The organism is Stenotrophomonas sp. GD04024, from assembly GCF_029837545.1.
Lineage (GTDB): Bacteria > Pseudomonadota > Gammaproteobacteria > Xanthomonadales > Xanthomonadaceae > Stenotrophomonas > Stenotrophomonas forensis.
On the sequence record NZ_JAOEDV010000018.1, the window covers coordinates 53828 to 77505 of the forward strand.

At 67.2% G+C, this 23678-nt stretch carries 18 protein-coding genes; 12 read left to right on the forward strand and 6 right to left on the reverse strand.

Annotated features, from left to right (window positions below; genetic code table 11):
- The first annotated feature begins 130 nt into the window (after positions 1 to 130).
- The 11 genes from N7590_RS08555 to N7590_RS08605 all read left to right on the forward strand — a co-directional run bounded on the left by N7590_RS08555 (position 131) and on the right by N7590_RS08605 (position 13715).
- On the forward strand, positions 131 to 976 hold the full coding sequence (locus tag N7590_RS08555) for a glycine zipper 2TM domain-containing protein (RefSeq protein WP_053451351.1): 846 nt from the start codon (positions 131 to 133) through the stop codon (positions 974 to 976).
- A 130-nt stretch (positions 977 to 1106) separates the two neighbouring features.
- The gene (locus N7590_RS08560; protein WP_053450257.1) at positions 1107 to 1649 is read left to right on the forward strand and encodes a GNAT family N-acetyltransferase; all 543 of its coding nucleotides are present in this window, start codon (positions 1107 to 1109) and stop codon (positions 1647 to 1649) included.
- Between the two features lie 214 nt (positions 1650 to 1863).
- Positions 1864 to 2520, forward strand: coding sequence for a glutathione S-transferase family protein (locus tag N7590_RS08565; protein WP_164241206.1), 657 nt, complete (start codon positions 1864 to 1866; stop codon positions 2518 to 2520).
- 62 nt (positions 2521 to 2582) lie between these two features.
- On the forward strand, positions 2583 to 4862 hold the full coding sequence (locus tag N7590_RS08570; RefSeq protein ID WP_164241205.1) for a transketolase C-terminal domain-containing protein: 2280 nt from the start codon (positions 2583 to 2585) through the stop codon (positions 4860 to 4862).
- A 3-nt stretch (positions 4863 to 4865) separates the two neighbouring features.
- On the forward strand, positions 4866 to 6809 hold the full coding sequence (asnB, locus tag N7590_RS08575) for an asparagine synthase (glutamine-hydrolyzing) (RefSeq protein ID WP_164241204.1): 1944 nt from the start codon (positions 4866 to 4868) through the stop codon (positions 6807 to 6809).
- Positions 6810 to 6875: 66 nt separating this feature from the next.
- Positions 6876 to 7436 (forward strand): NAD(P)H-dependent oxidoreductase, encoded by a 561-nt coding sequence (locus tag N7590_RS08580; protein WP_053450254.1) that lies wholly within the window; start codon positions 6876 to 6878, stop codon positions 7434 to 7436.
- Positions 7437 to 7649: 213 nt separating this feature from the next.
- Positions 7650 to 9080: a replicative DNA helicase gene (locus N7590_RS08585; protein ID WP_005410278.1), complete on the forward strand. Its 1431-nt coding sequence runs from the start codon at positions 7650 to 7652 to the stop codon at positions 9078 to 9080.
- Between the two features lie 173 nt (positions 9081 to 9253).
- Positions 9254 to 11497: a TonB-dependent receptor gene (locus N7590_RS08590; protein WP_279935324.1), complete on the forward strand. Its 2244-nt coding sequence runs from the start codon at positions 9254 to 9256 to the stop codon at positions 11495 to 11497.
- A complete protein-coding gene (locus N7590_RS08595; RefSeq protein ID WP_164241202.1) occupies positions 11497 to 13086 on the forward strand; it encodes an alkaline phosphatase D family protein in 1590 nt (529 codons plus the stop codon). Before N7590_RS08590 ends, N7590_RS08595 begins: the two co-directional genes overlap by 1 nt.
- 168 nt (positions 13087 to 13254) lie before the next feature.
- Positions 13255 to 13467 carry a hypothetical protein gene (locus N7590_RS08600; protein WP_005410275.1) on the forward strand — a complete coding sequence of 71 codons (213 nt, stop codon included), beginning with the start codon at positions 13255 to 13257 and terminating at the stop codon, positions 13465 to 13467.
- Positions 13464 to 13715, forward strand: a complete 252-nt coding sequence (locus N7590_RS08605; RefSeq protein ID WP_164241201.1) for a hypothetical protein — start codon at positions 13464 to 13466, stop codon at positions 13713 to 13715. Before N7590_RS08600 ends, N7590_RS08605 begins: the two co-directional genes overlap by 4 nt.
- A 62-nt stretch (positions 13716 to 13777) precedes the next feature.
- Here the strand turns inward: N7590_RS08605 and gstA are convergent, their stop codons facing one another.
- Positions 13778 to 14380 (reverse strand): glutathione transferase GstA, encoded by a 603-nt coding sequence (gstA, locus tag N7590_RS08610; protein ID WP_164241200.1) that lies wholly within the window; start codon positions 14378 to 14380, stop codon positions 13778 to 13780.
- 122 nt (positions 14381 to 14502) lie between these two features.
- Between gstA and N7590_RS08615 the strand changes: the two genes are divergently transcribed.
- Positions 14503 to 15372 carry a LysR family transcriptional regulator gene (locus N7590_RS08615; RefSeq protein ID WP_239544207.1) on the forward strand — a complete coding sequence of 290 codons (870 nt, stop codon included), beginning with the start codon at positions 14503 to 14505 and terminating at the stop codon, positions 15370 to 15372.
- Positions 15373 to 15444: 72 nt separating this feature from the next.
- Here the strand turns inward: N7590_RS08615 and lpdA are convergent, their stop codons facing one another.
- The 5 genes from lpdA to N7590_RS08640 form a co-directional block, all read right to left on the reverse strand.
- Positions 15445 to 16881, reverse strand: a complete 1437-nt coding sequence (gene lpdA, locus N7590_RS08620; protein WP_008264626.1) for a dihydrolipoyl dehydrogenase — start codon at positions 16879 to 16881, stop codon at positions 15445 to 15447.
- A 63-nt stretch (positions 16882 to 16944) separates the two neighbouring features.
- Entirely contained in the window at positions 16945 to 18144 is a 1200-nt protein-coding gene (gene sucB / locus N7590_RS08625; RefSeq protein ID WP_008265271.1) for a dihydrolipoyllysine-residue succinyltransferase, read from the reverse strand.
- Between the two features lie 40 nt (positions 18145 to 18184).
- On the reverse strand, positions 18185 to 21016 hold the full coding sequence (locus N7590_RS08630; RefSeq protein WP_053509665.1) for a 2-oxoglutarate dehydrogenase E1 component: 2832 nt from the start codon (positions 21014 to 21016) through the stop codon (positions 18185 to 18187).
- Positions 21017 to 21202: 186 nt separating this feature from the next.
- The gene (locus tag N7590_RS08635) at positions 21203 to 22099 is read right to left on the reverse strand and encodes a GNAT family N-acetyltransferase (RefSeq protein ID WP_053509666.1); all 897 of its coding nucleotides are present in this window, start codon (positions 22097 to 22099) and stop codon (positions 21203 to 21205) included.
- Between the two features lie 10 nt (positions 22100 to 22109).
- Positions 22110 to 23525: a cupin domain-containing protein gene (locus tag N7590_RS08640; RefSeq protein WP_164241198.1), complete on the reverse strand. Its 1416-nt coding sequence runs from the start codon at positions 23523 to 23525 to the stop codon at positions 22110 to 22112.
- Positions 23526 to 23678: the final 153 nt, after the last annotated feature.

Genomic DNA, 23678 nt, shown 5'->3' on the forward strand with positions numbered 1-23678 from the left:
ACCACGGGCCCAGCATTTCCCGATGCTGAATGGGTTACAGCAATGAGCAGGAAATGTGGAGATTCCGTTCAGGCAGCCCATGCTGCAATCTGGCCCGAGAACGTTGCGGATGGTCCGCAAGGAGCAGGTCATGAAAAGCACAACTACAACTGTCCTGGTCGCAGCGGGCGCGCTGCTGGTCGGTGGCATCGCCACCGCCGCCTTCATGAAGAGTGGCGACACGTCGCCCGATTCCATCAGCGCCGGAACCCCCAATGCCGAATCGCGCCTGGCCGATGGCAATGCCATTGACGACGGTGCGCGTGGTGACAAGCTAGACCCGTCGGCGCCGCGCGGCCTGGAGTACGCCGACGTGCTGAAGGTCGACCCGATCACCGAGAAGCAGAAGGCCTATGCCACCGTGATCGGTACTGATCCGGTGCGCGAGACCTCCACCACCCAGACCCCGCACGAAGTCTGCCAGGACGTGACCGTGCAGGAGCGCCTGCCGGAGCGTGACGGCAACGTCGGCGGTACCGTGGTCGGCGCGGTGGTTGGTGGCCTGCTCGGCAACCAGGTCGGCGGCGGCAACGGCAAGAAGGCCGCAACCGCGGCCGGCGCGGTGGCCGGTGGCTTCATCGGCAACCAGATCGACAAGCGCCACGTGGGTGGCCGCGTGGTCAACCGCACCGAGCGCCAGTGCCACACCGAGACTGCCACCTCCGAGTCGAGCCGCGTTACCGGTTACAACGTGACCTACCGCAACGAGGACGGCACCACCGGTACCATGCGCATGGCCAGCAAGCCGGGTAACCGCATTGCCATGGGCAACACCGATGTGGTCAAGGGCTACAACGTGACCTATCGCTATGACGGCGCCGAGAAGACCGTGCGCATGGACAACAAGCCGGCCAGCGATCGCCTGCCGGTGGTCGATGGCCAGCTGGTCACGCAGACCGCAGCCGCGGGTGCCACTGCCGCAGCCACGCGCCAGTAAGCCCAGGCGCAACATGCAGTAGGCAACGGGCCGGCGCCATGCCGGCCCGTTTCGTTTTTCGGGCCGGAATTCATCCCGTCGGGTCAGGGATCGACCATCATGGTCGCCCTTCCCACGACATGGAGCCGGCATGAGCATCTTCGACCTGCGCCTGGAAACCGAGCGGCTGGTCCTGCGCCCCCTGCTGCGCGAGGATTACGAAGCCTACCTGGCGTTCTGCGCCGACGAGGAAACGATGCGAACCCTGGGCGGCGTGCAGCCGCCTTCTGTGGCCTGGCGCGGCTTCTGCAGCCTGGCCGGCGCCTGGCAGCTGTTCGGCTTCTCGATGTTCAGCGTGATCGAGAAATCGAGCGGCGAATGGATCGGGCGGATGGGGCCCTGGCAACCGCAGGACTGGCCCGGTACCGAGGTTGGCTGGGGCATCCGTCATGCCAGCTGGGGCCGGGGCTATGCGCCGGAAGCGGCAGTTGCGGCGATCGACTGGGCTTTCGATACGCTGGGCTGGGACGAGGTGATCCACACCATTGCCGAGAACAACGACAACTCGCGGGCGGTCGCGCGCAAGCTCGGCAGCACGCTGCTGCGCATGGGGGAGCTGCCGCCGCCGTACAACGACAAGCCGATGCAGATCTGGGGCCAGTCACGCGAGCAGTGGAGGAAGCGCGCGCGCTGAGCGTTGCCTGGTAGTGCCGGCCGCTGGCCGGCAATCGCTTGGATCCTGCTGCATCGAGGATGCCGGCCAGCGGCCGGCACTACCGCCCGCATCGAGGTTGCCGGCCCGCGGCCGGCGCTACCGTGTGGGCATGCTGCACCCGCGCTTGGCAATCATCGGCGCGCTTGCCAGACTGCACGCAGCCGGCCGCCGGCCGGATCCGATGGAGCAGGCGATGGTGGAAGAGCGCGTCCCGTTGACGGTGCATGGCATGTCGGTCTCGGGCAATTGCCACAAGGTACGCCTGCTGCTGGAGCAGCTCGGCAGCCGCTACCGCTGGGTGGAAGTGGACAGTGCCCATGGCCAGACCCACACCGCTGAATTCCTTGCACTGAACCCGAATGCCAAGGTGCCGCTGATCGTCCGTGACGACGGCCGCGTGCTGACCGAGTCCAATGCGATCCTGTTCTGGCTGGCCGAAGGCACGCCGTACCTGCCCAGTGACGGCTGGGAGCGCGCGCAGGCGTTGAGCTGGATGTTCTTCGAGCAGTACACGCATGAGCCGTGCGTGGCGGTGGCGCGCTTCATCCGTGGCTGGACGGCCGCCGATTCGCCGCGCCGCGCCGAACTGCCCAGGCTGCACGAGCGTGCCGCCACCGCGCTGGCGGTGATGGAGCAGCACCTGCGCCAGGCGCCGTGGTTCACCGGCAGCGAGTACGGCATCGCCGACATCGCGCTGTTCGCCTACACCGACGTGGCCGGCGAGGGCGGCATCGGCCTGGCGCCGTTCCCCGAGGTGCGCGCCTGGCTGCAGCGCGTGCGAGGGCAGCCGCGTTTCCTGCCGATGCCGGCGGTGACTGCCGAGGTGCGCGCACGCTTCGACGCCGCGTGAGTTCCACAGGGTAGCGCCGGGCCACGCCCGGCGGAACGCAACAACGACACGGAGGGTGTTCGATGTTTGCTGTGGTTCCAGATCCGATTCCCGCGCGCATGCGCGTGCTCAACCGCGCCGACGTGTGCGACGCCAATTTCCTCGATGCGGTACGTGGCTGGCGCGGTACCCCACGCCAGCGGCCGGCACCGGATGCACCGATCCTGCCTGGCAGCACGCTCACCGCCGCGGCCTTTGCCGACCTGTTCGACTCGCAGCTGGCCAGCCGCCAGCTGGACCTGATGGCACGCGTGCTGCGTGTGCAGAACAAGGTCTTCTACACCATCGGCTCCTCCGGCCATGAGGGCAACGCGCTGCTGGCACGCGCCAGCCGGCATACCGATCCGGCGTTCCTGCACTATCGTTCCGGCGCCTTCATGGCCGAGCGTTCGCGGCAGGTGCCGGGCATCGATCCGTTGCGTGATGCCGCGCTGTCCTTCGCCGCCAGCGCCGATGATCCGGCCAGCGGCGGGCGCCACAAGGTGTGGGGCAGCAAGCCGTTGTGGGTGCTGCCGCAGACCTCGACGATCGCCTCGCACCTGCCCAAGGCGCTGGGGACCGCGCTGGCCATCGAGAGTGGCAAGCGGCTGGGGCAGCCGCTGCCGATCCCGGCCGACAGCATCGTGCTGTGCTCGTTCGGTGATGCCTCGGCCAACCATGCCACGGCGCAGACCGCGTTCAACACGGCGATGTGGTCGGCCTACCAGAAGCTGCCGGCACCGGTCCTGTTCGTCTGCGAGGACAACGGGCTGGGCATCTCGGTGAAGACGCCGGACGGCTGGATTGCCGAGCGCTTCAGCCGCCAGCCCGGGCTGGACTATTTCTTCGCCGATGGCCTGGATCTGGCGGTCGGCCATGCCCAGGTGCAGGCCGCAGTGGAGCACTGCCGGCGTACCCGGCGGCCGACCTTCCTGCACCTGCGCACCACGCGCCTGATGGGCCATGCCGGCACCGATTTTGAAGTGGAATGGCGCGCGTTGCCGGAGCTGTGCGCGGCCGAGGCACAGGACCCGTTGCTGCGCTCGGCGCAGATCGCGATGGAGTCGGGCTGGATGGATGCCGCCGCCATCGAGGTGGCCTACGAGACCATGCGTGCGCGCTGCATGGCCGCCGCCGCCGAGGCCGAAGGCCGCCCGAAGCTGCAGTCGCTGCAGCAGGTAATGGCGCCACTGGCGCCGTACACGCCGGCGGCGGTGCTGGCCGAGGCCCGGCGTGAGGTTGCCGACGAAGCGCGCGAGGCGCTGTACGGTGGTGCCGAGGCGCTGCCGGAGCGGCAGGCACCGCGGCATCTGGCGATCCAGATCAACCACGGCCTGCAGGAACTGCTGGCCAAGTACCCGCAGAGCCTGCTGTTCGGCGAGGACGTGGCGCAGAAGGGCGGGGTGTATACGGTCAGCAAGGACCTGCTGCGCCGGTTCGGCCCGCGCCGGGTGTTCAACACCCTGCTGGACGAAACCATGATCCTGGGCATGGCCCAGGGCCTGGCCAACATGGGCATGCTGCCGATCCCGGAAATCCAGTACCTGGCCTATCTGCACAACGCCATCGACCAGGTGCGCGGCGAAGCCTGCTCGCTGCAGTTCTTCTCCAACGACCAGTTCCGCAACCCGATGCTGGTGCGGGTGGCCGGGCTGGGCTACCAGAAGGGCTTCGGTGGCCATTTCCACAACGACAACTCGATCACCGCGCTGCGCGACATCCCTGGCCTGGTGGTCGGTTGCCCGTCGCGCGGCGACGATGCGGTGATGATGCTGCGCACGCTGGCCGCGCTGGCGCGGGTGGATGGGCGGGTGGCCGTGTTCCTTGAGCCGATCGCACTGTACATGAGCAAGGACCTGCACGAAGCGGGCGATGGCCAGTGGTTGTTCGACTACCCGGCGCAGGGCCAGGCGCTGGTGCCGGGCGAGGGCCGGGTCTACGCCGCCGACGCCGGGGACCTGGTGGTCTTCACCTATGGCAACGGCGTGCCGATGGCGCTGCGTGCGGCGCGCGCGATCGAGCAGCAGCTGGGCTGGCAGGTGCGGGTGGTCGACCTGCGCTGGCTGGTGCCACTGGATGCCGCCTTCATCGCAACACAGGCCGCCAGTGCCCGGCGGGTGCTGGTGCTGGACGAGGGGCGGCACAGCGGCGGGGTGGGCGAGGGCGTGGTCACCGCGCTGGTCGAGGCCGGCTTCGGCCACCTGCCGCTGCGCCGGGTCTGCGGTGCCGATACCTATACCCCGCTGGCGGGGGCAGCAATGTTCGGGCTTCCAAGCGACAATGCAGTGATTGGCGCCGCCCTTGAACTGGCGCAGGAACCCTGATGCATGTGTGGATTGGCGGGAATGTTGTTGCCGGCGCCGGTGGCGTCGGCCGAGGTGCTGCAGGCGCAGGTGCTGGCCATGGGCGAGGCACTGCACCACCGCGGGCCGGATGATGGTGGCCGCTGGGTCGATGCCGGGGCCGGCATCGCGCTGGCGCACCGCCGCCTGAGCATTCTCGACCTGTCCCCGCTGGGCCACCAGCCGATGGCCTCGGCCGACGGTCGCTATGTGATGGCCTACAACGGCGAGGTCTACAACTTCGCCGCGCTGCGCGCCGAGCTGGAACCGCTGGGCCATGCCTTCCGTGGCCACTCCGACACCGAAGTCCTGCTGGCAGCGATCCTGCAGTGGGGCATCGAAGACACCCTGCAGCGCTGCAACGGCATGTTCGCGATCGCCCTGTGGGACCGGCAGGAACAGAGCCTGTGGCTGGCCCGCGACCGTGTCGGCAAGAAGCCGCTGTACTACGGCTGGGCCGGCGACACGCTGGTGTTCGGTTCCGAACTGAAGGCGCTGTGGCAGCATCCGGCGTTCGACAACGACATCGACCGCGATGCGCTGACCCTGCTGCTGCGGCTGGACTACATCCCGGCGCCGCACAGCATCCACCAGCGCTGCTACAAGCTGATGCCGGGTCGTGTGCTGCGCCTGGATGCAGCGACCGTGGCGGCCGGTGCGTCCGCGCACCGCCCGGAACAGGCGCAACGTCCTTTCTGGGATGCGCGCGCGCGCATGCAGGCGGCGTTGGCCGCGCCGTTCCAGGGCCGTATCGAAGAGGCCGAGGAACAGCTGGACACGCTGCTTCGCGATGCGGTGGCGCTGCGCATGGTGGCCGACGTACCGGTAGGCGTGTTCCTGTCCGGCGGCACCGATTCGTCGCTGGTGGCGGCGCTGATGCAGGCCCAGAGCGGGCAGCCGGTGCACAGCTTCAGCATCGGTTTCACCGGTTCGGGCCACGACGAGGCGCCGCTGGCCAGGGAGCTGGCGACGCACCTGGGCTGCGACCACACCGAGTTGTACGTCAGTGGTGCCGACGCGCTGGCGGTGGTGCCGCAGTTGCCGGCGATGTTCGACGAGCCCTTCGCCGATGCCTCGCAGGTGCCGACCGCGCTGGTCGCGCGCCTGGCCCGGCAGGGCGTGACGGTGGCGCTGTCCGGCGATGGCGGCGATGAACTGTTCTTTGGTTACACCCGTTATGTGCGCGCGCTGCGCAACTGGCAGATGCTGGGACGCGTGCCGGGGCCGCTGCGGCGCTGGATGGGAGCGCGTTCGCAGCAGCAGGGCGAGGCCTCGCGTACCGGTGGCCTGGCCGCACTGCTGGCCGAGTCCGGCGCGCGCGGTATCGGCGATGTGTACCGCAACCGCATCTCGCGCTGGCGCGACCCGGCCGCAGCGGTACCGGGGGCGCAGGCGGCGGGCAGCTTCTATGACCTGGCCGACCCGCTGCACGGCGCCGGCACGCCGGCCGACGCGATGATGCTGGCCGATTACGTGACCTACCTGCCGGATGACCTGCTGTGCAAGGTCGACCGCACCTCGATGGCGGTCAGCCTGGAGGCGCGCGCGCCGTTGCTGGACTGGCGCGTGGCCGAGTTCGCGTGGTCGCTGCCGCTGGGCTTCAAGCGCAGTGAAACCACCAGCAAGGTGCTGCTCAAGCGTGTTCTTGGCCGCTACGTGCCGCAGTCGATGGTGCACCGGCCCAAGCGCGGTTTCGGTGCGCCGGTCAGCGATTGGCTGAAGGGCGACCTGCGGCCGTGGGCCGAGGATCTGCTGCAGCCGGCTCGATTGGAACGCGAAGGCGTGCTGTCGGCGACCACGGTGCAGCCGCTGTGGCAGCAGTTCCTCGGCGGGCAGCGCAAGTGGCATACCCACCTGTGGAACGTGCTGATGTTCCAGGCCTGGCAGGCGCATTGGCGGCAGGTGCGGGCGGGCGTGACCGGCCGCTGATCTTCACCGGGGCGCACGGGGCCGGCGACTAGGCTGGGCGTCCCGCACCGTGAGGAGTATGTCCCGATGTCCATCCCCACCATCGCCGTGTTCGTCGGCAGCCTGCGCAAGGACTCCTGCAACCGCAAGCTGGCCCATGCGCTGGAGAAGATCGCCGGCCAGCGAGCACGCTTCCAGTACGTGCAGATCGGCGACCTGCCGCTGTATGACCAGGACTTCGATGGACACTATCCGCCGCAGGGCACGCGGCTGAAGGACCAGGTCCGCGCCGCCGACGCGGTGCTGTTCGTGACCCCGGAATACAACCGGTCGGTGCCGGGCGTGCTGAAGAACGCCATCGACATCGGCTCGCGACCGTATGGTGACAGTGCGTTTGCCGGCAAGCCGGCGGCGGTGATCGGCGCCTCCATCGGCCAGATCGGCACCGCCGTGGCCCAGCAGCACCTGCGCAACAGCCTGGCCTTCCTCGACATGCACGTGCTCGGCCAGCCCGAGGCGTTCATCCACTTCAAGGACGGCCTGATCGATGCCGACGGCACGGTCCACAACGAGGGCACGCAGAAATTCCTGCAGGGCTACGTGGACCGGTTCCTGTCGCTGATCGCGGTGCACGTCAAGGGCGATTGACGCCAGCGGCGGTCGCCCCCATCTGCGATAATGGCCTGCCCGGGTGCCGCAATGGCATCCGTCGCAGGCAGCGCGACGCCCCCACGCCAGTCTGGCCAGGCACCGGCGGATATCCCCCGTTTCTCCACGGCTTATCCACAGGCTTGTCCATGGCCGCCGGGGTCGGCGCATGCCTACACTCGTCTGGTCCACTTTTGCAGGAAACACCGCAGCATGTCCGCCCGTTCCGGCTTCCGTTCCAACCGCAGAGAGCGCGGCGATGGTTTTGATCGTGATCGCGATGAATCGCGCATCGATCAGCTGCGGGTACCGCCGCATTCGGTGGAGGCCGAGCAGGCGGTGCTGGGTGGCCTGATGCTGGCGCCGGAGGCGTATGACCGGGTCAACGACCAGCTGACCGAAGGCGATTTCTACCGCCGCGATCACCAGATGATCTACCGCGCGATCCGTGAGCTGTCCGAGCGCGAACGGCCGTTCGACGCGGTCACCCTGGGCGAGTGGTTCGAATCGCAGGGCAAGCTGGAGCTGGTCGGCGACGGCGCCTACCTGATCGAGCTGGCCAGCACTACGCCGTCGGCGGCCAACATCGTGGCCTACGCCGAGATCGTGCGTGACAAGGCAGTGCTGCGGCAGCTGATCCAGGTCGGTACCGACATCGTCAACGACGGTTTCCAGCCCGAGGGCCGTGACAGCAGCGAGCTGCTGGCTTCGGCGGAAAAGAGCGTGTTCGCCATCGCCGAGCAGGGCGCACGTGGCCGTACCGATTTCGTGGCGATGCCCGGCGCCCTGAAGGACGCATTCGAGGAACTGCGCAACCGCTTCGAGAACGGCGGCAACATCACCGGCCTGCCGACCGGCTACAACGACTTCGATGCGATGACCGCCGGCCTGCAGCCGACCGACCTGATCATCCTCGCCGCGCGCCCGGCCATGGGCAAGACCACCTTCGCGCTGAACATCGCCGAGTACGCGGCGATCAAGTCGAAGAAGGGCGTGGCGGTGTTCTCGATGGAAATGTCGGCCTCGCAGCTGGCGATGCGCCTGATTTCCTCCAACGGCCGCATCAACGCGCAGCGCCTGCGTACCGGCCAGCTGGAAGACGAGGACTGGAGCCGCGTCACCAGTGCGATCAAGATGCTGAAGGAAACCAAGATCTTCATCGACGATACGCCGGGCGTGTCGCCGGAAGTGCTGCGCTCCAAGTGCCGCCGGCTCAAGCGCGAGCACGACCTGGGCCTGGTGGTGATCGACTACCTGCAGCTGATGAGCGTGCCCGGCAACAGCGAAAACCGCGCGACCGAAATCTCGGAAATCTCGCGTTCGCTGAAGGGCCTGGCCAAGGAACTGCACGTGCCGGTGATTGCGCTGTCCCAGCTCAACCGCTCGCTGGAAACGCGTACCGACAAACGCCCGGTGATGGCCGACCTTCGCGAATCGGGCGCAATCGAGCAGGACGCGGACATGATCGTGTTCATCTACCGCGACGACTACTACAACAAGGAAAACTCGCCGGACAAGGGCCTGGCCGAGATCATCATCGGCAAGCACCGTGGTGGCCCGACCGGCTCGTGCAAGCTGAAGTTCTTCGGTGAGTACACGCGTTTCGACAACCTGGCCCACGACTCGGTCGGTTCGTTCGAATAACGATAGTGCCGGCCGCTGGCCGGCAACCGCCCCACGGCCGGCGGACCATCCGCAACGCCAAACTTCCGTACGTGGCGTGTAAATGACATGTAACGCGCCGCTTCTACGATTCCGCCGCTGCTGCCCTTTCGACGCCGCCCTTCGGCGTCCAGCGTGCCCAAGGAATCCGCCCCATGCCGTCCCACGCTCCGCTTCGCCGCAACCTGCTGGCCCTGCTGGTCTGTGCTTCGCTGCCGTCGCTGGCCGCTGCTGAAACCGCTCCCGCCACCGACGCGCAGTCGGCCACCACGCTCGATTCGATCTCGGTGATCGGCCGCGGCGAAGCCCGCCAGGTGCAGCGCGTGACCGCCGAGGACATGAAGGTGCTGCCGCCCGGCGCCAATCCGCTGAAGCTGCTCGCGACCAAGCCGGGCGTGCATTTCGAATCGGCCGATGCCACCGGCGCCTACGAATGGTCCACCACCATCAGCCTGCGCGGCTTCAACCAGAACCGCCTCGGCTACACCCTCGATGGCATTCCGCTGGGCAACATGGCCTATGGCAACAGCAACGGCCTGCACATCAGTCGCGCGGTGATCAGCGAGAACCTCGGCGGTGCCGAAGTCTCCACCGGTATCGGCGCGCTGGGTACCCCGTCCACCAGCAACCTCGGTGGCGTGTTCCAGTTCTATTCGATCGATCCGTCCACCGAATATGGCGTGGTGCTGGCGCAGGGCTTCGGCAGCGACAGTGCACGCCGCAGTTATGCGCGCCTGGAGACCGGTGAGCACCAGGGCTTCGCCGCTTACCTGTCCGGCGTGTACTCCGAGGGCGACAAGTGGAAGGGCAAGGGCTCGCAGGAGCTGAAGCAGTTCAACAGCAAGGCGACCTACAACTTCGGCACGGACAGCAGGATCACCGCGTTGTTCAACGTCTCGCGGCGCGTCGAAGCGGACTACCAGGACCTGTCGCTGGAGATGATCGATCGCCTCGGCTGGGACTGGGACAACTACGCGCCGGACTGGGATCGCGCCGTCGCTGCCGCACGTGGCAGATTCAGCGGCGGCGTCAACAGCCCGTGGGATGCGTATTACTCTGGCCATGGCCTGCGCAACGATGACCTGTCCAGCATCGCCGGCGATTTTGGCCTGAACGAATCGATGCGGCTGAAGGTCAACGTCTACAACCACAGCAACCGTGGCCAGGGCCACTGGTTCAGCCCGTCCAATCCGTCCAACCCGGGCACCAGCCGCGAGATCCCGATCTCGATCCGCACCACCGAATACGCGATCGATCGCACTGGCGTGACCTCGGCATTCACCTGGAATGTCGGCGGCCACGAACTCGAAGCCGGCCTCTGGTACGAGGACAACGGCCACAGCGTGCAGCGCAACTTCTACTACATCGACGGCCCGATCACCGACGACTTCTTCCTGCGCAATCCGGACCAGCGCGTGTGGCACCAGCGCTACACCACCATCACCCGCCAGTTCTACGTGCAGGACCGCTTCCGCCTGTTCGATGACCGCCTGACCATCGACATCGGCGCGAAGTCGCCGCACACCCGCACCAGCGTGCGCACGCCGCTGGGCAGCTATGCCAACAACAGCAGCCTGACCGCAAGGAAGGGCTTCCTGCCGCAGGCCGGCTTCAACTTCAAGCTCAACGAAGGCAACGAGATCTTCGGTTCGTTCGCCAAGAACATCGCGGCCTATGCGCTGGGCGTGGGCAGCCCGTTCAACGTGCCGCAGGCCGCGTTCGACGCCAGCGCGAAGAACCTGAAGCCGGAGCAGTCGCGTACGCTCGAACTGGGCTGGCGTGGCTACGGCCGCGGCTATGAAGCCTCGGTGGCGGTGTATGACGTCAAGTTCGACAACCGCCTGCTGGCGATCGCCCAATGCGTGGGCATCCTCGGCTGCCCGGCGCTGTTCTCCAACGTCGGTTCGGTGACCAGCCGCGGCGCCGAGGCGACCCTGCAGCTGAAGCCGATGCAGGACCTGGCCTGGTCCAACGCGCTGTCGTGGAATGACAGCACCTACGACAACGACTACGTGAACAACGGCGTGGTGCCGACGCGCGGCAAGAAGACCGTGGACACTCCGGAGTGGATGTTCGCCAGCACCCTGGCATGGACCCCGGGCCCGTGGGACATGCGCCTGTCGGCCAACCATGTCGGCAAGCGCTACGTGACCTACACCAACGATGTGTCGGTGCCGAGCTATTGGCTGGTCAATGCCTCGGTGGCCTATGACTTCGGCCAGCTCGGCCCAGCGCAGAACCTGACCGTGGCGTTGAATCTGACCAACCTCACCGACAAGCGCTACCTGTCGTCGATCAACACCAACGGCACCTACGCTGCCGACCCGGCCCGCAGCCTGGCGACCATGCAGGTCGGCGCGCCGCGGCAGGTGATGGCCACCGCAACCGTGCGCTTCTGATGCGCGGGCCTGTCGATCCGGAAAGCCGTCGTCGCCTGTTGCGCATGGCGTGGCAGGGCACGGGGGCGGCGATCGCGCTGGCGGCGATGCCGGGGCTGGCCACGGCCGGCCCACGGCCGCGGCTGGGGCGTGATCCGTTCACCCTCGGCATTGCCGCCGGCGATCCGGATCCGCAGGGAGCCGTGTTGTGGACGCGGTTGGCCCCGGACCCGCTCAACGGCGGCGGCATGCCATCGCGGGCGGTGCCGGTGCGCTGGTTCGTGGCTGAAGACCCGGGCCTGCGCCGGCTGGTGCAGCGTGGCGTTGCCGCCGCGGTGCCGGAGCTGGCCCATTCGGTGCACGTGGAGGTCAATGGCCTGCACCCGGGCCGCGACTATTACTATCGATTCGCCTGCGATGGCGATGAGGAAAGCGCGGTCGGTCACTTCCGCACCGCGCCGCTGCTGGACATGCAACTTCAGCAGCTGCGGCTGGCGCTGTGCACCTGCCAGGCCTGGAACAGTGGCTACTATCCGGTGCTGCGCGACATCGCACAGAGCGATGTCGACCTGGTGCTGCATGCCGGTGACTACCTGTACGAATACAGCCCGCTGCAGAACGCACGCGGGCGCACGCTGGAAGCCGAGCGCTTCAGCGGCGAGACCGTCAGCCTGGAGCGCTACCGCGATCAGTACGCGCTGTACAAGCTCGATCCCGACCTGCAGGCCGCGCACGCCGCACACGCGTTCGCGGTGATCTGGGATGACCACGAGGTGCAGAACGATTACTCCGGCATCCACCCGGAAAAGCCCGGCGTGTCGACCGAGGACTTCATCGTGCGCCGTGCGGCGGCCTACCGCGCGTTCTACGAACACCTGCCGATGCGCAGCGCGCCGACCGGCAATGGCGGCCTGCGCGTGCACCGTCGCCTGCGCTATGGCGACCTGGCACAGCTGACCCTGCTCGACTGTAGGCAGTTCCGCCCGGCCAATCCCTGTGGCGTCGGCGAGTCACCACGCTGCGATGCGGCCCTGGACCCGCGCATGAGCATGCTCGGTGCAGGCCAGGAGGCGTGGTTCGCGCAGTCGATGGTCGCTGCACGGGGCACGCGCTGGAACGTGGTGGTGCAGCAGCTGCTGATGGCGCAGCTGCGGCTGGACGGCGGCACGCCGCGCGAGCGTTTCTGGAACGACGCCTGGGATGGCTATCCCGCTGCCCGCAAACGCTTGCTGCAGGCGCTGCAGGCAGGCGGGCAGGGCAACGCCATCGTGCTCGGTGGCGACTGGCATTCCACCTTCGTCAACGACCTGAAGCTGGATTTCGACACGGCCGATGTCCCGGTGGTGGCCACCGAGTTCATTGCCCCGGCGATCAGCAGTGGCGGCGACGATACGCCCTATGGCCCGTACTACGGTCCATCAATTCCGCAGAACCCGCATATCCGCTATTTCGATGGTGATCGCCGTGGCTGGTGGAAGCTGCAGCTGAACCGGCAGACCGTGGACGCCGAGCTGCGCTTCGCCGACAGCGTGCTGCGCGCGGATGCGCCGGTACGCACGGCCGCCCGCTTCCAGGTGACCCATGGCCGCCCGGGCGCACTGCCGGTGTGAATCCGTTCGGTAGTGCCGGCCGCTGGCCGGCAACCTCCTGAATCTCCGGTTTCCCCACCACCGGTTTCATCGCCCCCAGCCCGGTTTCGTCGCAAACCGTTTGCGGGCAGCGAGGGTGGGGCGCCATGGTGTCCACAGGCGGCAGGGTGCCGCCCCAAGGAGACCGTGATGAAGACCCTGTTTGCGCTCGGTGTGTGGTGCCTGCTGTTCGTGCTGTGCTGGCCGCTGGCGATCCTCGCCCTGATCGCCTGGCCGTTCGTGTGGCTGCTGAGCCTGCCATTCCGCCTGGTCGGCATCACCTTCTCGGCGCTGTTCGCGTTCCTGCGCGCGCTGTTCATGCTGCCGGCACGCCTGCTCGGTGGCGGCCCGGTGGCCGCATGAGGGCGCTGCTGTTGGCCGCGCTGGCGCAGGTTGCGCTGCCAGCGCTCGCTACACCGGCGGTGCCGCCGTCGTCTGCCTGGCTCGAGCGCCAGCAGTCCGCGGCTGCCGACGAAGCGGATGCCGCGGCGGCGGCGACACCGAAAGCCCGGGAGCGCTGCCGGGTGGTGAAGGAATGGAAGGCCGGCGATACGGTTGTGCAGCACAAGGTCTGCGACGATCCACCGAAGAAGCCGGCTGGAAAGGTGTAGCGCGGAGCCCATGCCCGGCTGCTCTCCAAAACGGCCAGATCACGCAGGGGCGCGGCCTTGCATCATGCCGCCTCGGCACGCAGCGCTGCCTGCACGGCCGGTCGCGCGTTGACCCTGCGGGTGTAGGCCGGCAGCGCCGGCCACGCCGCCAGATCGATGGAGAAGAAGCGGCACCAGCCAAGCACCGTGAACAGATAGGCATCGACCACGCTGAAGCTTGAACCCATCAGGAAATCCTGTTGTGCCAGGGTTTCCTGCAGCAGATCGAAGCGCTTGAAGAGTTTTGCACGGAAGAATGCCTTGGCCTCTTCCGGCAGTGCGGCATTGAACAGCGGTGCCGAACCGGCATGGATTTCGCTGGTGACAAAGTTCAACCACTCCTGCAGTCGTACCCGCTCCCAGCTGCCGACGGGCGGGGCCAGCGCGCATTCGGGTTTCAGGTCGGCCAGGAACTGGACGATCGCCGGGCCTTCGGTCAGCACCTGGCCGTCGTCCAGCTCCAGCGCGGCAACGTATCCCTTGCGGTTGATCGTACGGAAATCGCGGCCATCGGCGGTCTGCCTGGTCGCGTTGTCGACCTTGACCAGTTCGAACGGGAGGCCGAGCTCGCGCAGCACGATATGCGGCGACAGCGAGCAGGTGTAGGGCGCGTAATACAGCTTCATGGACGGTCTCGAGAGGGAAGAGCGGCTGGGACAGCCGATGCAGGGCAGTCTGCTGGCCCGGCGGTATCCGGTAGAATCAATCTTCGATTTCCATTCCATAAGCTGGGCTACTGCCTGCCATGATGAATCTTGCCCATTGGCGCCTGCTGGTTGCGGTGGCCGACGAGGGAACCATCTCGCGCGGCGCCGATCGCGTCGGCATCAGCCAATCCGGTGCCAGCCAGGCGCTGGCCCAGTTGGAGGCCTCGCTGGGCTTTGCGGTCTTCGTACGTGAGCGGCGTCAGGTGGAGATCACCGCGCTGGGGCAGCGAGTGCTCGAACACGCACGCAGCATGCTGGGCGGCCTGCAGGCCATCCGCGCGCTGGCCGACGATAGCCGGGGGGTGAGTGGAGTCCGCATCCGCCTGGCCAGCTTTCCTTCGATCATCTCGGGCGTGTTGCCCCCGCTGTTGCGTGATTTCCGGCGGCGTCACCCGGGCATCGAGGTGGTGACCGTGGAAGGTACCGACGTGGAGGTCGAGCACTGGCTGGCAGCCGGCATGGTCGATGTCGGGGTGGTGATGAACCCCGCTGCTGATCGAGACCCGCTGGCACTGGGCAGCGATGGGTGGATGGCGGTGCTGCCGCAGGCGCATCCGCTGGGGCGTCGCGCCACGGAAAGCGGGGTGGCCTTGAGCGAGCTGGCGGGCGAACCCTTCATCCTCGCAACAGGGGGCTGTGCGGTGAACGGTCAGCGCCTGATGAGTGACGCTGGCCTGGAAATGGCGGACGTACGGGTGACCGTGCGCGACTGGGCCAGTGCCTGCGTACTGGTCCGCGAAGGGCTGGGTGTTTCGCTGGTGCCCGAATCCACGCTGCCTGAGGACCGGCATGGCCTGCGGGTGATGCCGCTACGGCCGCTCATCCAGCGGGTGTTCGGTCTTGTCAGTTCGGATGCCGGAAAGGCATCGCGGGCGACCCGGCTGTTGCTGGACGAGCTGCGTGGCCAATGAAAAACCCCGCCGAGGCGGGGTTTTTTGTTTGCTGGAGTGTGCCGGCCAGCGGCCGGCACTACCAGCGAACGATCAGTTCGCCTTGTGGATGGCGCGCTTGCTGACCGCCATCGCCGCGTCGTGGATCACTTCCGACAGCGACGGGTGGGCGTGGCAGATGCGGGCCAGGTCATCGGCCGAGCCGCTGAACTCCATGGTCAGCACGCCTTCGTGCACCAGCTCGGAGACGTTGGCGCCGACCAGGTGCATGCCGAGGATGCGGTCGGTCTCGGCGTGGGCCAGGATCTTAACGAAACCTGCCGGCTCGATCATCGCCACGGCACGGCCGTTGGCGGCGAACGGGAAGCTGCCGGCCTTGTACGGAATGCCTTCGGCCTTCAGCTGGGCTTCGGTCTTGCCGACCCAGGCCAGTTCCGGCTCGGTGTAGATGACCCACGGAATGGTGTCGAAGTTGACGTGGCCCGGCAGGCCGGCGATCAGCTCAGCCACCGCGATGCCTTCCTCGAAGCCCTTGTGCGCCAGCATCGGGCCGCGCACGCAGTCGCCGACCGCCCACACGCCGTTGACGCCGGTGTGGCAGTGCGCGTCGACTTCGATCTGGCCGCGCTCGTTGATCTTGACGCCGGTGCCTTCGGCCAGCAGGCCCTTGGTGGCGGCGCGACGGCCGACGGCCACCAGCAGCTTGTCCACGGTCAGGGTCTTTTCGCCTTCGCTGTCGGTGTAGGTGACAACGACTTCCTTCTTCTTGCCCTTGCCGGTGATCTCGGTCTTGGAGACCTTGGCACCGAGGCGGATGTCCAGGCCCTGCTTCTTGAATTCCTTGGCAGCGGTCTTGGCCACTTCGGCGTCGGCCACGGCCAGGAACTCCGGCAGAGCTTCCAGGATGGTGACTTCAGCGCCCAGGCGCTTCCACACGCTGCCCAGTTCCAGGCCGATCACGCCGGCGCCGATCACCGCCAGGCGGTTCGGCACTTCGGTGAAGTCCAGGCCGCCGACGTTGTCGACGATGGTCTCGCCGTCGAACTTGGCGAACGGCAGTTCGATCGAATCCGAACCGGCCGCGATGATCACGTTGGTGCCCTTCAGCTCGACGATGGAACCGTCATGCTGGGTGACCTTGACCACGTTGCCCGGCTGCAGTTCGCCGAAACCGTAGTAAGCGGCGACCTTGTTGGCCTTGAACAGCATGCCGATGCCGCCGGTGAACTGCTTGACGATCTTGTCCTTGCGGCCAACCATCGCCTCGACGTCGATCTTGGCATCCTTGAAGCTGATGCCATGGTCGCCAAAGATGTGGCCCATGTTCCAGAACTGGCGCGAGGAATCCAGCAGCGCCTTGGACGGGATGCAGCCCACGCGCAGGCAGGTGCCGCCCAGGGCCGGCTTGCCGTCCTTGCCCAGCGCTGCGTCGATGCAGGCGGTCTTCAGGCCCAGCTGTGCCGCGCGGATGGCAGCGTGGTAACCGGCCGGGCCGGCACCGATGACGACGACGTCGAATTGTTCAGCCATTGAATTATTCCTTGATGCATTACCAGAACCCCTCCGCGCGGGCGCGGAGGGGCGGGAGGTGTCTTACAGGCCGAACAGCATGCGGCCCGGGTTTTCCAGCTGGTTCTTGATGTCCACCAGGAACTGCACCGAGTCCTTGCCATCGATGATGCGGTGGTCGTAGGACAGCGCCAGGTACATCATCGGCGCGATCACGACCTGGCCGTTCTGGGCGATCGGACGCTCCTTGATGGCGTGCATGCCCAGGATGGCGCTCTGCGGCGGGTTGATGATCGGGGTCGACAGCAGCGAGCCGAAGGTGCCGCCGTTGGTCACGGTGAAGGTGCCGCCCTGCAGTTCTTCCAGGCTCAGCTTGCCGTCACGCGCCTTCTTGGCGTAGTCGGCGATGGTCTTCTCGATGTCGGCGAACGACATGCGCTCGACGTTGCGCAGGACCGGGGTGACCAGGCCCTTCTCGGTCGAGACGGCGATCGAGATGTCCGAGTAGCCGTGGTAGATGATGTCGTCGCCGTCGATCGAGGCATTGACCAGCGGGAAGCGCTGCAGCGCGTTGGCAGCGGCCTTCACGAAGAAGCTCATGAAGCCCAGCTTGATGCCGTGGGCCTTGACGAACTCGTCCTGCAGTTCCTTGCGCGCCGCCGACACCTTGGACAGGTCGACTTCGTTGAAGGTGGTCAGCATGGCGGTCGAGTTCTTCGACTCCATCAGGCGCTCGGCGATGCGCTTGCGGATGCGGGTCATCGGCACGCGCTCTTCCGGACGTGCGCCACCGGCCTTGCCGGCGCCGCCGTTGCGGGCGAAGTTGACGATGTCTTCCTTGGTCACGGCGCCGCGGCGGCCGGTGCCGTCGACGTCGGCCGGGTTCACGCCTTCAGTGATGGCGGTGAAGCGGGCGCCCGGCGGCAGCGCGTCGGCGGCCGACTTGGCAGCCGGGGCCGGAGCGGCAGCAGCGGCCGGAGCCGCAGCGGCCGGCGCGGCCTCAGCCTTCTTCTCTTCAGCGGCCGGAGCCGGGGCAGCGGCCACGGCGCCTTCTTCGATGATCGCCACGACCTGGCTGGAGGTCACGGTCGAGCCTTCGGCGAACTTGATTTCCTTGAGCACGCCGTCGACCGGCGACGGCACTTCCAGGACGACCTTGTCGGTTTCCAGGTCAAGCAGGTTTTCGTCGCGCTTGACGGCGTCGCCCACCTTCTTGTGCCAGGTGGCGATGGTGCCGTCGGCGACGGATTCGGGCAGTACCGGGGCTTTGACTTCGGTGGCCATTGCGGGAGCTTCCTGGTTTGTCTTCTAAATAGGGGGAGGATTATTCAGCGAACGTGTCGTTGAACGGGTTGACCAGTGCATCGGCGACCAGCTGCTGCTGTTCGCGGACATGGTCAGCCATGTGACCGGCAGCCGGCGAAGCCGAACGTGCGCGACCGGCGTAGTGCAGGTTCTGGCCATCGGCCAGGCAGAACTGCAGGTGATGGCGGATCTGGTACCACGCACCCTGGTTCTGCGGTTCTTCCTGCGTCCACACCACGTCGGTGGCCTTGCCGTACTTCTTCAGTTCGGCGGCCAGCAGCGCACGCGGGAACGGATACAGCTGCTCCACGCGGATGATCGCCACGTCGTCCTGGCCACGCTTGGTCTGGTCTTCCAGCAGGTCGTAGTAGACCTTGCCCGAGCACAGCACCACGCGCTTGACCTTCTTGGCATCAGCGTTGGCGTCGCCGATCAGGTGCTGGAACTCGCCGTTGGCCAGTTCGTCCAGGGTCGACACGGCCAGCTTGTGGCGCAGCAGCGACTTCGGCGACATCACCACCAGCGGCTTGCGGGTGGTCAGGTGCAGCTGGCGGCGCAGCATATGGAAGGCCTGTGCCGGGGTCGACGGCACCACCACCAGCATGTTTTCCAGCGCGCACAGCTGCAGGAAGCGCTCCAGGCGCGCCGAGCTGTGTTCCGGGCCTTGCCCTTCGTAGCCATGCGGCAGCAGCAGGGTCAGGCCGGAAATACGGCCCCACTTGGCTTCACCGGCGGCGATGAACTGGTCGATCACCACCTGGGCACCGTTGGCGAAGTCGCCGAACTGGCCTTCCCAGATGCACAGCGTGTTCGGATCGGTGGTGGAGAAGCCGTACTCGTAGGCCATCACCGCTTCTTCGCTCAGCAGCGAATCGATGACGGTGGCCTTTTCCGGCGAATCCACCAGCTGCCGCAGCGGCATGTAGTAGTTGTCGGTCTTCTGGTCGTGCAGGATCGCGTGGCGGTGCGTGAACGTACCGCGGCCGACGTCCTGGCCGACCAGGCGCAGTGCATGGCCTTCGTCGAGCAGGGTGGCGTAGGCCAGGTTCTCGGCAAAGCCCCAGTCGCCCGGGATCTCGCCGGCGGCCATCTTGCGGCGGTCGTCGTAGACCTTGGCCACGCGCGAGTGGAGCTGCACTTCGTCCGGGATGGTGTTGATCAGCTTGGCCAGCTCGACCAGCTTGTTCTTCTCGACCTTGGTCGAGACCGGATCGGACAGCTTGCCTTCCAGCAGCTTCGGCCAATCGACGAACAGCGGGCTGCTCGGCGGGGTCTTCTCGACCTTGGCCAGTTCGGTGGTCACTTCACCGGCGTCCAGCTTCTCGCGGTACGCATCGACCATCGCCTTGCCGGCGCCGGCGGCGATCACGCCCGCCTTTTCCAGCTGCTCGGCGTACATCTCGCGGGTGGTGGCGTGCTTGCGGATCACCTGGTACATCAGCGGCTGGGTGATCGCCGGCTCGTCGGCCTCGTTGTGGCCCCAGCGGCGGTAGCACATCAGGTCGATGACCACGTCCTTGGCGAACGTCTGGCGGAACTCGAAGGCCAGCTGTGCGGCGAACACCACCGCTTCCGGATCATCGCCGTTCACGTGCAGCACCGGGGCGGCGATCATCTTCGCCACGTCGGTGGCGTAGCGCGTGGAGCGCGTATCCAGCGGGTTGGAGGTGGTGAAACCGACCTGGTTGTTGACCACGATGTGCACGGTGCCGCCGACGGCGAAGCCGCGCGCCTGCGACATCTGGAACAGCTCCATGACCACGCCCTGGCCGGAGAAGGCCGCGTCGCCGTGGATCAGGATCGGCATGACCTGCTTGCGCGCGGTGTCCTTGCGGCGCTCCTGGCGCGAACGCACGGAACCGGCCACGACCGGGTCGGCGATTTCCAGGTGCGACGGGTTGAACGCCAGCGCCAGGTGCACCGGGCCGCCGTCGGTGGCGACGTCGGCCGAGAAGCCCATGTGGTACTTCACATCGCCGGCCGAAGCGTGCTCGTCGTGCTCGAACTTGCCTTCGAATTCGTCGAACAGCTTGCGCGGGTTCTTGCCCAGGGTGTTGACCAGCACGTTCAGGCGGCCGCGGTGGGCCATGCCGATCACCACGTCCTTGACGCCATCCTTGCCGGCGCTGCGGATGATGGTGTCCATCATCGGGATCAGCGAGTCGCCGCCTTCCAGCGAGAAGCGCTTCTGGCCGACGTACTTGGTGTGCAGGTAGCGTTCCAGGCCCTCGGCCGCGGTCAGGCGCTCCAGGGTGCGGCGCTGGGTGTCAGCGTCCAGCTGGTAGTTGCCGCCGGCCGCTTCCAGCTTCTTGTAGATCCACTGGCGCTGCTCGACCTCGGAGATGTGCATGAACTCCGCACCGATCGAGCCGGTGTAGGTCGCCTTCAGGCGCGCCAGCAGGTCGCGCAGCTTCATGCGCGGCTGGCCACCGACGCCGCCGGTGCTGAATTCGCTGTTGAGGTCGCCATCGGACAGGCTGTGGAACGGCAGGCCCAGGTCCGGGGTGTTGACCGGCGTGGTCAGGCCCAGTGGGTCCAGGCGGGCGTCCAGATGGCCGCGCGAGCGGTAGGCGGTGATCAGACGACCGACATTGCGCTCACGCTCGTCGCCCGCACCGTTGCCGGTGCCGGCCTTCAGCGCATCCTTGGCCGCGTCCGCAATGTGGGAGATGACGGCCGAGTGCGGAATGTCACCTGCTTCGCGGCCCTTGAAGCCGTCGAAGTAGGTTTTCCATTTGGGATCGACACTATCCGGGGAGACCAGGTACTGCTCGTACAGGTCCTCGACATAGGAGGCGTTGCCGCCGGCGAGTTGCGAAGATTGCGCAAACTGCTTCAGTTGATTGTCCACGATGGAGGGTGTTGATTCGCTTTGTGGGGTATGGCTTCAGAAGGACCCGGCAGGAAGATGAATAGCCCTGCGCGGGCGCGTTCAAACAGCCAAATTGTACCCCCAACCGGACACGAAGGGGCGCCGCCCGAGGCATCGCAGGTCCACCGGTGCCGCTTCCAGACAGGTTGGGTCAGCCCGCTCCGCTCAGAGGCCGAGCGCGCGAAGTTCGCTGCAATCGCGCGAACGGTCCCAGACACGCTGCAATTGCTGCTCGAACGGCTGCGAACGTGCCGGTAGCGCGATGCCGGCCTCGCCGTCGAGGCGGTGGCCGATCAGACGAAAGTAGAAGTCACCGGCATCGTTGAGCATGCACGCCGAGGCCAGCGCACGGTCGATCGGGTCGGAGACCTCGCGGATCTGGATCACGCTGGGCAGGCGCTGGGCCAGCGCCAGCAGGGGCGCTCCGGCCGAGGCGATCGCCGCCGCATCGTGCACGATCACCCGCAGCTGCTTGTCGTGGCGGGCGGTGACGAAACGGCGCAGGGCGGCCTGCACGGACGGTGTGTCGAGCAGGCCCGGGTCCAGCTGGCGGCTGTGCAGCCACAGCTGGCGACGGGCGCGATGGACGATGGCGGTGGTGATGTCCACCGCTTCGGCGCGGCTGTCGATGGCGCTGGCCGCGCCCAGCCGGCGGCGCATCTGCTGGTGGCCGATGCCGGCTTCTTCAAACACATCGCCCTCGGGCAGGAAGCCCTGGCGGGCATAGAACGCCCGGGCCGGCAGCTGGGCGTGCAGATGCAGTTCGGCCAGGCCGAGCCGGCGCCCGGCCTCGACCAGGGCCAGCAGCAGGGCCTCACCCACCCCATGGCTGCGATGGCTGGCCAGCACCGCCATGCGACCGATACGGCCGTCCGGTGCCAGCCGGCCGGTGCCGACCGGCTGGTCGTCAGCGTCCAGCGCCAGCACATGGGCGCTGACCGGGTCCAGCGCATCGCGTTCCAGCTCGGCGGCAATGCCCTGTTCCTGCACGAACACGCGCTGGCGCACGTCGTGGATCGCAACGTGGGCGTCGGCGTGGCTGACCAGCTGGACCCGGATCATCGCGATGGGCTCAGGCGCGGTCGGTCTCGCTGTCGTCTTCCTCGTCGTCCTCGAAGTTGACGATGACTTCGATGCCGTCGTCGTGCACGGTCACGGTATGGACATCGTCGGACACCGCGTCGTCGTCGATCGCGTCCACGCGATCACGGCCTTCGACCACCTCGCCCAGCACCACGCTGTCCTCGCCGTCGTCCTCGTCTTCGGTGTCATACAGCTCGTTGGGGTCGATCAGCTGGAACACGCCGCCGACCAGCAGCCGCTGGACCACGGCACGGCCCTTGTCGGACAGGCTGCGATAGGCGGCGGCGTCGAGCTGCTCGGCACCGGCCAGGCGCTGAGCATCCTTCACCGGCAGCGCGAAGTCCTGGCCGCTGACGTACAGGCTGGCACCGCGCTTGGCTCGGCGCCAGGCCAGGCGCGCCCACGGGTGGCGCTGCAGCAGCAGGCCAGACGCCAGGGCCTGGACCACTTCTTCCGCTGCCGGTGCGGCCTGGTGGGCCATCACTTCGCCGGCGGCGCGGTAGGTGGTGATGAAGCGGCCGAACCAGTCGCCCAGCTTGTCCGGGTCGTTCATGCGGATGGCATTGAGGGCGGTGATCACCCGGGCCATCGCCACCGTGTCGATCTCGTTCGGGTCGGCCGGCACCTTCAGGTCGGCGTCCTGGTAGCGGATGTTCTCGTCGGCATCGGCGATCAGGGTATCCAGGTAGTCGCTGATCAGCTCGGCCGAGGACGGCGCGCGCATGCCGAACGAGAAGGTCAGGCAGGGGTCTTCAGCCACGCCGTGGTGCGGCACGTTCGGTGGCAGGTACAGCATGTCGCCCGGCGCCAGCACCCAGTCGTGGGTCGGCTTGAACACCTTCAGCAGCTTCAGTTCCACGTCCGGGCGGAAGCCCAGCGGTGGCTGCTTGCCCTTGATCGATTCGCTGGCGTCGATCTGCCAGCGGCGATGGCCATGGGCCTGCAGCAGGAACACGTCGTACTGGTCGACGTGCGCGCCAACCGAACCACCGGTGGCGGCGAAGCTGATCATCACGTCATCCATGCGCCAGCGCGGCAGGAAGCTGAAATGCTCGATCAGGGCACGCACGTCCTTGTCCCACTTGTCCACGTCCTGCACCAGCAGGGTCCAGTCGTGGTCGGGCAGGGCGGGGAAGACGTCTTCCTGGAACGGGCCGGTGCGCACGCGCCAGCCATCCTGCGCCTTGTCATGTTCGATCAGGCGCGCCAGCACGCCTTCCTCGCAGGCCAGGCCCGCCAGGTCTTCCGGTTGTACCGGGGTCTGGAAATCCGGGAAGGCATTGCGGATCAGCAGCGGGCGCTTCTGCCAGAAATCGCGCAGGAAGACGGCCGGGGCCATGCCCAGCGGCTGGCCGGGGCGTGCGGTGACTTCGATCAGGGGGGCGGAGGACTTGCGGGCGGCCATGGGGAATCCTTGCAGCGGAAAGCGGGAGGGCGGCACGGCGGGCCGCCTGAGGGCTCCATTGTCCGCCGTTCGCGGGGATTGCGCACGTGCGCGGGTTTGTCGCGGGGGTTCCGGCCAACGGCGGAGCCCCTCGTGGCGGGGTGGGGGGCGCAG